The sequence below is a fragment of the Mycolicibacterium arseniciresistens genome, assembly GCF_030519285.1.
Taxonomy (GTDB): domain Bacteria; phylum Actinomycetota; class Actinomycetes; order Mycobacteriales; family Mycobacteriaceae; genus Mycobacterium; species Mycobacterium arseniciresistens.
In genome coordinates, this window is the sequence record NZ_JAUMSQ010000005.1 from 57,100 (window position 1) to 70,686 (window position 13,587).

The following is a 13,587-nucleotide window of genomic DNA, read 5'->3' on the forward strand; positions in this document are numbered from 1 at the left end:
CGGCGTCGGACACCGCATCGATATCCGCTCGAGCGCAAAACCGAGGATCAGGACTCGGCAGCGGCTCGACGGAACACCTCGGCGGGACGCCCGCGGCCGCCCGCGGTGGTCTCACCCGTCGCGACGAGCCGCGGCTCCATCGTGCGTCGGAAGGTGTCGCGCTGTAGCTCCCGGCCCATCACCGCTTCGTGTGCCAGCCGTAGCTCACGCAGCGTGAACGAATCCCCGAGCAGATGGTCCGGGTCAGGCTCGTCGCTGTACCGCGAGCGAATGTTGTGCACTGCGCTTTTCGCAATCTCCGCATGGTCGAACGGCAGCCGGCCCGGTTGCGTCACCGGCACCAACCGTGTCGAGTCATGGAAACGATCCTCGAGCCGACTCGCATGCACCACCTGGATGTGTGCCACGGACAGCACCCACCCGCGGTCATCGCGACCGGGAGCATCGAACACCTGCAGCTGCCGCGGCCGCAGACCCCGAATATGCGCCTTGTCCCACAGTGACCGGTTGACAGCGTCGGCCAGCCGTTCGTGCTCGTGGAGAAAGGTGCCTGGTAGCGCCCACCCGCGACCAGTCGGCCGCCGGACCTCCAACACCACCAAGCCGAGGCTGCGGTCGAGCGTGAGCAGCGCGGTGTCCACGGCGACCGACGGCCGCGGGTAGTCGGCGAGCGTCCGCCCGCTGCCGTCCCGGAACATTTCGCCAACCATGTCGGTGCATCAGCGTACAGTGAGGTAATTAGCGCAGAATTGCGCAAATAGTTGAGGGGGATCTCATGGGAGCACGTAACGACCGATTCGTCGGTGTTCTGCTGGCGACGGCTGCCGGCGATGCGCTCGGCGCGCCGTACGAATTCGACCCGCCGCGCGGACCGGAACTCGACGTCGAGATGGTCGGCGGCCGCGGCTGGGAGCCTGGTGAGTGGACCGACGACACGGCCATGGCCATCGCGATCTCCGAGGTGGCGGCAACCGGCGCCGACCTCCGCGACGAGGCAGCTCAGGATTCGATCGTCGCGCGGTGGCACGCCTGGTCGCTGACGGCGAAGGACGTCGGTATCCAGACCCGCAAGGTGCTCGGTGCCACCGCTCGGTCCGGCGCTCTCACCGCGGCTCACGCACGCCGGGAAGCGAAGAAGCTGCACGAAAGTGGCGGCCGTACGGCGGGCAACGGATCGCTGATGCGGACGGCCCCGGTGGCGCTGGCGTACCTCGACGACGAGAACGCGATGGTCGAAGCAGCCCGCGCCCTCAGCGAGCTCACCCACTACGACCCGGACGCCGGCGATGCCTGCGTGCTGTGGACGTGCGCCATCCGCCACGCGGTGCTCACCGGACAGATCGACGTCCGAATCGGGTTGCGGCACATCGACGGGAACCGACGCAAGCTGTGGTCCGAGCGCCTGGACGCCGCGGAGGCCGGCGTGCCGTCATCGTTCCCGAACAACGGCTGGGTCGTGACGGCGCTGCAGGCCGCGTGGTCGGCCATCGTCACGACCGGTGTGCCCGCCGAGGACTCCGGAGCCGGAACGTTCCGAGCAGACCACCTGCGGCTCGCCCTGAACGCGGCGGTCCGGTCGGGTTACGACACCGACACTGTCGCCGCGATCGCCGGCGGACTTCTCGGCGCCGCCTACGGGGCGTCCGCGGTTCCGGTGCGGTGGCGCACGCTGCTGCACGGGTGGCCGGGCTTCACGGCGCGCGGCCTGGTCGACCTGGCGTCGGCCATCGGCCGCCGAGGTAGGCCGGATACCTTCGACGCCTCGTACGCCGGCTACTCGATCGACGCCCTCGCCCGGCACCCGTATGACGAGGGCGTCGTCCTGGGCGGCATCGGTGCGCTGCGCCGACTGCCTGCCGATGTGGACGCGGTGGTGTCGCTGTGCCGCGTCGGTGACCGCGACGTTCCCACCGGCATGCCACACGCCGAGGTGTGGTTGATCGACCGGAGCACGCCGGACGACAATGCGCACCTCGACTTCGTCCTGCTGGACGCGGTGCACACCGTCGAGGAGCTTCGACGGCAGGGCCGCACCGTGCTGGTGCACTGCGTCGAAGCGCTCAGCCGTACACCCACTGTCGCTGCGCTTTACGGGTCGCGGCTGCGCGGTGTGAGCGTCGACCAAGCCCTCGCCGACGTGGTGCGGGTCCTGCCCGCCGCGAACCCGAACAACGCTTTCCGCGCGGCGTTGCAGCGGCTGCAGCCGCCGGCCGCCACGCCCACCGCGGAATTCGACGATGAGGAACCCGACCCTGAGTTCGTGTGGCGCGGCGTCCTGGACCCGAGCCAGCTCGTCGATCACGTCGTGACCACCGCGCACGAGTTCGCCGACGCGGCGAAGGCAGGTGACTGGCCGACGGTGTTCGCGATGCTCGACAACCCCGAGCAGCCGGTCGACATCAATTGGTGGCGACCCGGCGGCAAGGCGTGGTTCACGCCGCTGCACCAGGCGGCTTGGCACGGTGCTTCGCCGGATGTGGTGACTGGGTTGGTCGGCCGCGGCGCGTTACGTTCGCTCAGAGACGCCAAGGGACGGACGCCTTACGACGTGTTCACCGAACGCCACGACCGCGACACTCCGTTGAAGGCGGAGGTAGCCAAGCTCCTGGCGCCGCCGCCGACCCCGTTGTCGGACAGACGGATCGAGGCGCTCGACCGGAATCTCGCCGCGGTCATCGACGGCCGCATCCGCGGTGTCCTGTACGACGGCCGCAACCCGCGCGAGGTACTCCGCTACCCATCGGTCGGCTTCCTACACGAGGTGCCGGGTGAGAAGCTGTGGTTCCCCGTGCCGGGCATGTACGGCGGGTTCAACATCGTGCTGCGCGACGGCGGTCTGGACGTTCAGAGTTGGTGCCGCGTGGTCGGCGGCTCCGGGCAGGCGCACCGGATCACGATCGACGGCGCGGTGCTGACCGACGAGGGGTTCGTATGAAAGGGCGAAGCTCCGGGAAACATCTCAGCGCGTCGGAAGATTCAGCCGCCTAGCGAGTTCCGGCCCGCCGACCTCGCGGATGAAGTCCGGGTCACCGCAGACGACGAGTTGATCGCGGGCGCGGGACAGTCCGACGTACAGCCGTTCCCGGGAGCGGTCGAACTTGCCTTCGTCGTTGACGACGAGCACGACGCACCGGCGCTCGAGGCCCTTGAAACCGAGGACGTGACCGTAGAACACCTGGCTCTCGTCCCAGAAGGTGTCCCAGTACGCCTTATGTCCGTTCTTCTGCCGCTCGGTCTGTTCCGGGTGGCGGCTGCCGGTGGTCAGGAGCGCGAGGTCCTCTTCGCGCCAGCCCTCGTCGAGCAGGGCGTCGATCTGGTCGTCGCCGGCGTCCATGGCCTCGTCGCGACTGCACGCGACGAACCGGACGGCCGGACCCTCGCCGCCGAGGAACCGCATCGGGTGATCGACGAGCGGCTGGAAGGCGTTGGCGATCTGGCGGGTGTTGCGCAGGTTGTGGTCGAGCAGCAGCGGGACGAGCGGCACCGGTGGGGACCCGTGACGGCTGAACACCCGCTGCCCCTCGTCGGTGAAGACGTAGATGCCGCCGGTCTCGTCGTCTTTCAGCGCCGCGAGTAGCGGATCCCACCAGGCGTCGGCGAAGTCCTGCGCTTCGTCGACGACGATCGAGTCGAAGCGGTGACCCGGTTCGAGTTCTGCTGCAAGCTCGGCCATTTGGAGCGGCAGGTCGTGCTCCCAGAACTTGACGGTCGCCTCGTTGCGGACGGACTCGTCTGGGCCCGCTGGTGCACCCCACAGTTTGCCGAGGTCGTGGAACTCGCCTACGTAGGCGGGCTGCTGGCGGCGCGGCCAGCTCGCGGTGATGCGTTCAAGGTAGGACGCCAGCCCGTGGGAGTAGCAGACGAGGGCGACACGCTGGCCGCGGGCGGAGAGTCGACGAGCCTGCTCGACGGCGAGGAAGGTTTTACCGCTGCCCGCTCCTCCGCGGACCTCGACGCGGTGGAGCAGCTGGATGGCGTCGAGGATGACGGCCTGGTGTTCGGTCAGCGCGTCGGCGGCGTCCTGGTTGGCGAGTGCGCGGGCGACGACACTGCGCTGAGGTAATCCCCTGCCGCTCAGCGCCGTCGTGAGCTGGTCGAGTCCGTCGCGGCCGAGCAGCGGCCGGTCGAGTTCCTGCCGGACGAGGACGTGACGCAGCTTGTCGACGAGTTTGGGTAGGTCGTTGCGGTCGATGACTTTCCATCGCGGGCACTCCGGTAGCGCGAAGTCGGCGGCGATATCGGCGTTGGGGAAGACGACGACGTGGTCCCACCGCAGCCGGCCCTGCGTCCAGCGCTCGTCCTTTTCGATAAACTCGCGTAGCGCGTAGCAGGCCTCACGGGCTTGGCGGACCGGCTCGATCGTTCGCTGCCGTCCGCGTCCGCCCTGCCACCAGGTTGCACCGTCGTGCCAGACGTCGCCGCCTTTGACCTCGAGGCAGACGATGCCGGCGCCTTCGATGGCGACGACGAAGTCGACCTCGTGATCCTTGAGGTGGTCAGTGACACGCTGGCCGGCGATCACCCGATCGTTGGGTTCGAGCTGCTCGAGGAGCGCCTGGTAGATCTTGCGCTCGGCAGCGTTGGCGAGGCGTGGAGTCTCGTCGGGAGTGATGGTCATGACGCACCCTGCGGTAGTTCCGCGTCCTTCACGGTTTGTCTCATGGCCACCCCCGTTTGCAGTGTGCCCGATGCTAACGACGGCTCTGCATGTGTCGCCAAAGCGGATCCACGTTCGAGCCGTCCGTGCGCTCATCCATATCCGTCGTGGGCAGCCGGCTCCCTATGACGACAATGCTCACAACTCCCGCGAGTGCTTTCTCTTGGTTCTGCGCGTGCGACGCAGCCGTTCGAGTCGAACGTGGGCCAGACGCCCGCGCGTCCCCTGCTTACTCGGCTAAATTCGAATAGGCGCGGCGCGAAGCCGATCGAACACTTGCCGTCGGGGGACGTAGAAGAAGGGGAGAATCGCAGTTGCCTGCGCTCTACAAGGACACCGGATACACGCTCAGCCACCTTGTTCTCGACATAGGCGCCGGTCGCATCGCCCTTCCGGACATTCAGCGGCCGTTTGTCTGGTCCTCGGCGAAGTGCCGCGACCTCTTCGATTCCATGTACCGCGGGTATCCGATCGGCACAATCATGCTCTGGGAAACCGGCGTCGAGACGGGCACCCGCAAGATCGGGGACAGCGAAGATCGCGCACCCCAGTACCTGATAGTTGACGGTCAACAGCGGTTGACTTCGCTGTACGCGGTGCTCACTGGCCAGAAGGTCCTTACCAAGACCTTCGAGAAGAAGCAGATCCGGATCGGCTTCCGTCCGTCCGATGAGACCTTCGAGGTCACGGACGCAGCTATTGAGAAGGATCCGGAATTCATCCCCGACATCACCGCGCTGTGGACCGACGGACGCAAGCGGACGGTTCGCCAGTTCTTGAAGCGGTTGGATGAAGTCCGGGACGATGGACTCAGTGAGTCAGACGAGGACCTCCTCGAGGACCGGCTAGACCGAGTTCACGACCTGAAGGAGTTCCGCTTCCAAGTCATCGAGCTGGCCGCCAAAGCCGACGAAGAGGAAGTCGCCGAGATCTTCGTCCGGATCAACTCGGAGGGTGTGAAACTCAATCAGGCGGACTTCATTCTCACCCTGATGTCTGTGCATTGGGAGAAGGGTCGGCGGGAACTTGAGGCCTTCAGCAGGGCGGCGGTAGACGCCGCCGTCACAGGTCCTAGTCCTCGAAATCCTTACATCGAGCCGAGCCCCGATCAAATGCTTCGAGCCGGCGTTGCGCTCGCTTTTCGCCGAGCGCGGTTGCAGCACGTCTACAGCCTCCTTCGCGGTAAAGATCTTGAGTCAGGCGTGGTTAGCACCGAGGGTCGCACCACCCAGTTCGCAGCGCTTGCTGCTAGTCAAGAAAGAGCGCTCGACCTGACGCACTGGCATGAGTTCCTCAAGTGCCTTCACACGGCGGGTTACCGCAGTAAGCGCATGATCACGTCCGAGAACACCATTCTGTTCAGCTATGCGTTATGGCTTATCGGCCGCATAGATTTCGGGCTCGACTTGAAGTCGCTCCGCGCGGCGATCAGTCGATGGTTCTTCATGGCTCACACGACGGGCCGATACACGTCGTCTCCGGAATCGCAACTTGAATCCGATCTCGGCCGTATCGCCGACCTCCCTGCCGGCGACGGCCGTGCGTTCATCACTGAACTGGATCGAATCGTCACAGCGAATTTCACCAACGACTACTGGGAGATCACGCTCCCGAACCGACTCGACACCTCGTCGCCGCGGTCACCAGTGCTATTCGCGTATCTCGCCGCTCTCAACCTTCTCGACGCGGACGTGCTCTTCAGTGACGTCAAGGTCCCGCACTTGCTCGATCCGACCAGCGTCGCTCCCCGCTCCATCGAGCGACATCATCTCTTTCCAAAAAAATTTCTCGCCACACAAGGCATCAGCGGCACAAAACAGGTCAACGCCATCGCCAATATGGCGTTCCTCGATTGGGCCGAGAATTCGGTGATCAGCGGTACCGGACCCGCGGAGTACTGGTCGACGATGTCCACCAAAGTGTCCGCCGACAGGCTGAAGAGGCAGGTTCATTTGCATGCGCTGCCTGTTGGCTGGGAACAGCTCGACTACCAAGAATTCTTATCTCGGCGGCGGTCACTCATAGCACGGGTCGTGCGAGAAGGCTTTACAACGCTGTGGGGTAATGACACGAAGTCTCACGAAGCCACCATCGGCGACCTGATCGCCGCCGGCGAATCACAGACAACGGAGTTCAAGTCGACGGCGCGGTGGAACCTGCATACAAACCAGCCGGATCCGAAGCTCGAGCATGTAATAGTGAAGACAGTCTGTGGATTTCTCAACGCCGAGGGGGGAATGCTTCTCATCGGTGTCGATGATGCTGGCGAAGTATTGGGCCTCGACTCCGACCTCAAAACACTCGGAAGTAAGGGCAACTTCGACGGGTTCGAGCTGTTCATAAGACAACTTCTCGACGCCAACTTGTCTGTGACAACCGCAGCAACAGTGCGGATCAAGTTCGACCAAGTGGGCGGCTTGCCAGTGTGCGTTGTGTCGGTGGCTGCGTCGGGGAAGCCGGTTTTCGCGAAGCCACCGAAAGGTTCAGGCACCAGCGCCGAAGAATTCTGGGTACGAACGGGAAATTCCACTCGCCAATTCCACGGCGACGACATGCTCGAGTACCGGGAACAGCATTGGGGATAGCAGCGGGGCGGTGGAGAGCATTCGAGAGAGGCGGGATCGCACCTTGGACAGGTCTTCTCACCACGGCCCGAGCTGGACTCAGACCCTATTCTTGGCCGCTCTGAGCACGGAGTCAGACCGCGAAGCTGCACGCCGACTGTTCACCTTGCATGATTCGGCGGCAGGCGCCGCCTACTACTGGTTCGGCCAGATTCCCAACGGTGCCATTTTCTTTCATCCGCAAGGGCTTCGGTACTCGCCGATGAGCGTGTACATCGACACCACGGGCGCACTGTCCGGCAAGGGCACCTGGCGGCGGTACCCGCAGATCCGCGAACACGAGGGGTTCGCAGAATTCGCGAGGTTCGTCGGCCTCGACCATCGTGGTGTCGCCTCCGGCTTCCCGATCGATGAATTTGACGTTGATGAATTGTGGGCTATCGCCGTGCGCTGTGCACAGCGGGTCAACGGCGCAAACGACTGCCAGACAACGTGATAGGCCGGTCTCGCTCATGCCCTTAGCCCCGATCTTGCCCGAGACGCTCTACCGAAACGTCGTCCACGTGCTCCAGCATGGACAGCGTACGGCGACGTACAAGCTGGCGACTATGGCTGCGTTGATCGACTTTGCTGCGACGAACAGGCCGCCACGACCGCTGGCCGAGCTTGACGTCCCAATAGCCGAGCTCGCCAAGCGCGTCGTGGCGTTGTACTGGCGACAGACGCGGCCCTTCGAAGGGGCTCCCCTTCGACAATCGACTCAATCCGCGTCGCGCATCCTTCAGTCGGTCGAGGCACTTCGCTCATTGGTCGGCAGCAACGAGGACATGTCGCTAAGCAATGCGGCCCAGATTGCGCCGGCTCTGTATCAACGCGCCGTCGACGAGATCATGCTGTGCCTCGCGCAGCAGCCACTTCCCCGCCTACAGCGGCTGCCGGGGCAGGCGAAGAGCCTCACCTTTCTCTATGCCGACTCATTCCTGCATGACAAGGTGACGCGGTCTGAGCTACAGCGGCACAACAATGCCATCCGCCTGCGTCTGGGAGTCGCGGACGGGCTCGCCAAGCACGAATCACGGCTGACCCGCTTGGTCCGGGACATGTGGATTGATGACATCCTTCGATTGAATCGACTTCCCTCTGAAAGCCGAGAGGATCTCGAGCGGCATCTATTCGAGCCATTACGGTCCACAACAAACCGAGTGAGCGCGGCTCGGCCTTTGGACACCAGCGCTGCCGCCACAGGGGGTTCCGTCTCCACCTCGGTTGCGACCGGCGGCCTTACGACTCCGGCCTTTGCGTCGCGACTCAATTACCTGTTCGGCAAGATCCGTGGGTCGAACGGTCAGCCGTACTCCTCGGGCGAGATCGCCGCGAAGGTCCGGCACGCCGGTGTCGCCATGTCCGTCAGCACGGTTTCCCAATTGCGTTCCGGGGTTGGTCAGGCGCCGTCGAGGCAAACCGTCGATGCCATAGCGAGAGCCTTCGGCGTAGCGCCGTCCTATTTCGACGATGGCCGGCTCTCGGAGACGTCCGCTCCATCACCTACCAGAGCCGCTGACGACCCGACTCCGACCGGGATCGCCAAGCTCGCACCTCCGGCAGCCGATACTCGGCCGGCGGCGACTCACGCCACACGGTCGGATCGCGCCTTCCTCGACGACATGGAGGACATCGCCTCAGCCTGCGCCATCCGTCCCAACGGCTGTTGGCTGGCTCCATCGAACGAAGCAGTCCTCTGCCGCACCCGAAGAAGCTCGGGCGACGTCAATAAGACCATGGATATGGCACTGCACCGGTGGTCGTGGATGGTCGACCACGGCCTTACTTCTCGGGCGCTTCCGGTTGACCTCATCAAGATTCGCAGAACCTGCGACGGTGAGACCTGCTGCAATCCGCAACATCTTCGCGCAGCGAATGTGCTCGGCGAGTCGTTGACACCCCGCGACGTCGCCATGCTTATGGAAAGAATGGACTCGCTTCGCCAAGGTGGGCGCAACCGTGCGCCAGACGAGCCAACACCTCCGGTTCGCGACTCCACCATGTACTCGTCGCAGGTAGACGTCTTACCACCTCCGGTCAAACGAACATTCGAATCGACCGTCGTCGCCGACACCTCCAGTCGCCTTCCGCTGAAGGACAGTCTCGAATCGATAGCGGCGTATTGCACGATCGACTCCAGTGGGTGCTGGGTGATCCCCAAGACGGCGTCAGTTCCTTGTCGCGCGCTGGGCGACGACCGCCCCGAAGAAGAGTTGCCCAAGATCGCTCCTCACCGATGGGCGTGGATGGTTGCCAACGGATTCGCTTCGAAACTGTTACCCAGCAGCTCGTTTCAAGTTTGGAAGAACTGTGGCAATAGACGGTGTTGCAACCCGGAGCACTTGTACCTCACGAATCCTGACGGTGAGGAGTCATCGGCCGAGGAGGCGGAAGAGTGGCTCAGATCCTTGGAGTCGAGGGAGGAAGATTCTGAGGGCCTTGAGCGGATGGACACCGCGGATACGGCCGTGGCTCCACCGATTCCGAGGCCAGAAGGCGGCAGGCATCGGGCACCCGAGGAGACGATATCGACCATTGTCAGGGGCACCACCTCCGACGGGCCGACATCACTCGCCGGCCGTCTCAATGAGCTCTTCGACGACTATCCGCAGGGCGAGAGTGGTCCTGTGACGTCCGCAGATGTCGCTGCCGCGCTCCAGGAAGACGGATTGACGGTTTCTAAGGAATCGATCGATCGTATTCGTTCGGGAGCTACGAACAGTCCCAACACCATGGTTCTCGGGGCCTTAGCCTACTTCTTCAACGTCGACCTTGACTACTTCTTCAGTCGCGACTCCTCTTCCGACAAGCAGGTATCGCATGACGAAGCGCCTCGTCGAGAGGAGCCAGACCGAACGACCACACCTTCCACGCGTCCAGTGGACCGGCACACGGAACGGCCGCACTTCGAAACGACTTGCAAGCAGATCATCCCGATCACGGTCGAGGAGCTCGGGCGCATCGTCATCGGTTTGTCAGCAGCGGCCTCGGAGTGCCTGGCGAGAAATCCCGCTGACATCGATCGTGCCGCGAGATTGGCACTCGCTATCACCGAAGTGGGCACGCTGATCGCGCGCCCCTCAGACAGTAGGGTGATCAGCCGGCCGTTGCTCGCACGGATCGTGAAGGATTGGACAGCCGTTGGCTATGTGTCGCATTCCCGAGAGTCGATGCTCCCCCGATTGACCGCCCTTCTTGAATCGAACTGACTCAGTCCGTGGACTCTTCCCACGTCGGCACGGCATAGTCGTCATCCTCGGCCAGGTTGACCGTCAACTTCTCGTCCTCAAAATTGAAGCTCGACTTACGACCGTAGAGTCGCCGTAGGTCCCATTCGTTGATCCAGCGACGGACGTAGAGCCGCATGGGGTTTGAACTCCGGAACTGGACGTCCAGTTTAGGCGCGTCCCATCCATACGCCCGTCCGTGTGCTTCACGCAGAACGTCATGCGCCTTACGAAGTTGAGCGACGTCCATGGGTGCCAGATGCAATGCGTTGTCGATCGCGGCGATCGCATCGGTGGCGAATGGTACGCCAGGGATGTCCGACGCCTTACGACCCCGAGCCAAGAGCTCAGGCACCTGCCAGCGGTCCCCCTGAATTCCAAGTACCGCGTGAGCGAAATCGTCGATGACTGTCGCGACGACTGCCGTTCCAGAGACCCGATGGTCCGCGCGCAGACCGAGCCACCGCCCAAGTTGCTCGTACGCCCGCGCGCGGGAGATTGGGCCGTACTTCGAGATGAGCTCAGTCTCGTCGAGGAAGATCGCCCATCCGCGGTACCCGTTGACCTGACAGAATCGCGAGAGGAAACGAAGAGTCTGCCAGGGCCTGTCGATAGCGAGAACTACCTCGACGGGCGACCTCACATCGAACTCCACCATGCGACGCTTAATGCTGGAGATCGGTACGTTCTCACAAGAGAAGTAGCGCAAGACGAGATCTACGACCTCGAGGTCTTCAATGCCTTTGTCTCGCAGGTCGAGCAAAGATCCAAACGTTACCGACACCTGGGACTTCGAGCTACCGCACCACTTCTGGAGATCGCGGGCAGCCGGACGGTCGGACTTATAGCTCAACAACATGTCGAGTAGCAGCCCTTCGGGCTTGTCCTTCGCTTGCATCGCACCGACAACCGCCTGCACCACCCTCGCCGGAAGATGAAGCGGTGTCTCCTTGCTGATGGCGACCTTGCTTGAAACGAAGTTCGATGCCAAGGCTCGCTGGTGGAGCTCCTCCACTAAGTGCGACTTCCCCGAACCGAACGTGCCGGAGATGACGAAACCTGTCGAATCAAAGGCTTGTATCTCGGCGGCGTTCTTCAGCTTCTTGTCGAAGGCGTCGATGATCTGCGATTGCCCGCTTCCTAGCGCTCTGACCGCATCACCGTTCGGCACACCCGCCCGCAATGCCTCAATCGCACGACGCTCTGAGATGGTCTGCCCTATCACGCCGAGAAGACCCTTCGTTGCCCTGAGTTGCTCAGTAACACCATGTTTGAGAGGGGGTTCGGCATGGTCGTCTCCGGGAAGCTGCTGACGCGGAATTGCAGTGCCTGATATATGCCCATGCCTCGCCCCCTCGGGTCGATCGAGAGGAAGTCGCGGGGCATTGCGAAAACCAGCAGCACGCCGCTCATGTCGTCAGTCTCGTCGATGAATTCCCGCATCACTTCGTAGACGTCTGACAGCGCCGCACGGGTGTAGTACACCTTGCCGTCACGCAAGTTCTTCGCGTGAGCGACTTGGAGTGCGTTGACGAAGACGATCGAACCGTTCCAGCCTGACGTCGGCAACCACGTCAGAATTGACCGGATCAGGCCCCTGGCGTTGTAGCGAGTGACCTTCTGCACTATCCCGAAGTCCCGCAGCTCTCGCACACTGGTGATCTGGCTGCGAAGCCAACGTTCCGGCACGCCTCCCTCGTCGCCGACCAGCCTTCCATTGAGGACGTCTCCAGCTATAGCCCACAACGCATATCGGACGTCACGTACGAGTCTGCGGTCTCGCATGATCCCAGATCGAATTCGGGCGTTGATGATCTCTCGAATGTTCCGCGGCACTACATCGTTCATCGCCGCGATGCTTTGCATCGAGAACTGTTGGGACCCAGGTGGCACCTCGTAGCCCTCATCGATGACGGCCTGATGGAGAAACGACGTCATCACCTGACGAAAGTCGATCTGCTCTGCGATCGATCTGAGGATGTCGTTCGGGTACTGCAGACGCGTCCTGCTGCCGTCGACGTCGAAGAAGTGAAGTCGAGATGAATCGGCCAGATCGACCAAAGCGCGACGCGCATGGCCGATGTCCGCCGCTGAGTCGCCGACGATGAATCTGACCAACGCTCCACCGGCTCCCAAGAATTCGGGCAGGTCGGCTCCGATGACAGAGGTCCAGTCGTCCGGATGAAGCGCGATCATGAACTACCTGCTGTCGGGAATTCGACGACCAGATACTTGCGGCTCTCGGCCTCCTTCGAGAAGAAGACCATGTCGGGCCGATTCGCAGGAGGGAAGCGCAGTGGTGCATTCATCGTTTGTTCCAGCTCCTCTGCCAGCCGGTGCACCGAGTAGTAGAACGCAGCCTTTGTGAAGTCCTTACGGCGGGCGGCTCGCTGTCCGGGTTGAAGGGCTAGCACGTCGTAGACGTCGTCGAGGTTGAGCGATCTATTGGCGCCGCCCGCGCGTCGCAGAAGATCACGCACGGCGATCAACAGCTTGGAGAACTGCTTCGCGTCGAATTTTTCCTTCACGGCTTCGGCCACCGCGTCCGCGACGGCCGAGGGCCGAGTGGTATCGAGCTTGTCACCGTTCAAGATCACCTCCAACGACCCCTTGGACGTTCGCTCGATCTTGAACCAAGCCGGATATGCGAGCCAATAGGGTTCGGGCCCTTTAGTGACAGCGACACCCTTCTTTTCCAGGGCAGCCTGCAGCTCGCCAGCGAACTTCGATTCCTCCCCGTGCGAACCACGCAAACTGACTGACTCTTCGACGAGGATCAGTTGTTCCACTGACGCCGCGAGCGTCGAGACGGCTTCCTTAGTGCGAGCAAGCTGGGCGGAAGCAGCAGAAACGCTGCCTGACTGGGCGTTTCCGGCGAGTGTGTTCAGTCCGGTCCGGATCTTCATCGCGGACTGGCTTGCGGCCTTCGCGAGCTCAGCAAACTCATCCATGCGTTGCTCTACCGTCTTGCCACCGGTTGCCGACGGCGTTCCGCCTGACGGTGCGTCAAACAAGCCGGTTTCATCCAACGCTGATCATCTCCCCAGTTCAAATCGGACAGCCGAGAGCGAGTGATAGTTGCTGCCGTTTTCTATAC

At 63.0% G+C, this 13,587-nt stretch carries 9 protein-coding genes; 4 read left to right on the plus strand and 5 right to left on the minus strand.

Translation table 11 applies throughout. The features are described from left to right. Positions 1–47: 47 nt before the first annotated feature. The gene (locus Q2100_RS01645) at positions 48–698 is read right to left on the minus strand and encodes an NUDIX hydrolase (protein ID WP_302912585.1); all 651 of its coding nucleotides are present in this window, start codon (positions 696–698) and stop codon (positions 48–50) included. A gap of 77 nt (positions 699–775) precedes the next feature. On the opposite strand from Q2100_RS01645, the gene Q2100_RS01650 reads away from it, so the two are divergent. Next, positions 776–2,935 (plus strand): ADP-ribosylglycohydrolase family protein, encoded by a 2,160-nt coding sequence (locus Q2100_RS01650; protein ID WP_328518100.1) that lies wholly within the window; start codon positions 776–778, stop codon positions 2,933–2,935. 24 nt (positions 2,936–2,959) lie between these two features. On the opposite strand, the gene Q2100_RS01660 is transcribed toward Q2100_RS01650, so the two are convergent. Then, positions 2,960–4,618: an NERD domain-containing protein gene (locus Q2100_RS01660; RefSeq protein WP_302912586.1), complete on the minus strand. Its 1,659-nt coding sequence runs from the start codon at positions 4,616–4,618 to the stop codon at positions 2,960–2,962. 353 nt (positions 4,619–4,971) lie between these two features. Between Q2100_RS01660 and Q2100_RS01665 the strand changes: the two genes are divergently transcribed. The 3 genes from Q2100_RS01665 to Q2100_RS01675 all read left to right on the plus strand — a co-directional run bounded on the left by Q2100_RS01665 (position 4,972) and on the right by Q2100_RS01675 (position 10,472). Beyond that, a complete protein-coding gene (locus Q2100_RS01665; protein ID WP_302912587.1) occupies positions 4,972–7,242 on the plus strand; it encodes a GmrSD restriction endonuclease domain-containing protein in 2,271 nt (756 codons plus the stop codon). Positions 7,243–7,333: 91 nt separating this feature from the next. Next, positions 7,334–7,717, plus strand: a complete 384-nt coding sequence (locus tag Q2100_RS01670; RefSeq protein ID WP_302912588.1) for a hypothetical protein — start codon at positions 7,334–7,336, stop codon at positions 7,715–7,717. A gap of 112 nt (positions 7,718–7,829) precedes the next feature. Next, a complete protein-coding gene (locus tag Q2100_RS01675) occupies positions 7,830–10,472 on the plus strand; it encodes a hypothetical protein (protein WP_302912589.1) in 2,643 nt (880 codons plus the stop codon). A gap of 1 nt (position 10,473) precedes the next feature. On the opposite strand, the gene Q2100_RS01680 is transcribed toward Q2100_RS01675, so the two are convergent. From Q2100_RS01680 to Q2100_RS01690, 3 genes are read right to left on the minus strand one after another with little or no spacing between them, the layout of a single operon-like run. Beyond that, positions 10,474–11,715 carry a BREX system ATP-binding domain-containing protein gene (locus Q2100_RS01680; protein WP_302912590.1) on the minus strand — a complete coding sequence of 414 codons (1,242 nt, stop codon included), beginning with the start codon at positions 11,713–11,715 and terminating at the stop codon, positions 10,474–10,476. Continuing rightward, on the minus strand, positions 11,712–12,686 hold the full coding sequence (locus tag Q2100_RS01685; protein ID WP_302912591.1) for a hypothetical protein: 975 nt from the start codon (positions 12,684–12,686) through the stop codon (positions 11,712–11,714). The genes Q2100_RS01680 and Q2100_RS01685 overlap by 4 nt, the downstream gene beginning before the upstream one ends. Beyond that, positions 12,683–13,519 (minus strand): hypothetical protein, encoded by an 837-nt coding sequence (locus tag Q2100_RS01690; protein ID WP_302912592.1) that lies wholly within the window; start codon positions 13,517–13,519, stop codon positions 12,683–12,685. The genes Q2100_RS01685 and Q2100_RS01690 overlap by 4 nt, the downstream gene beginning before the upstream one ends. Positions 13,520–13,587 lie beyond the last annotated feature (68 nt).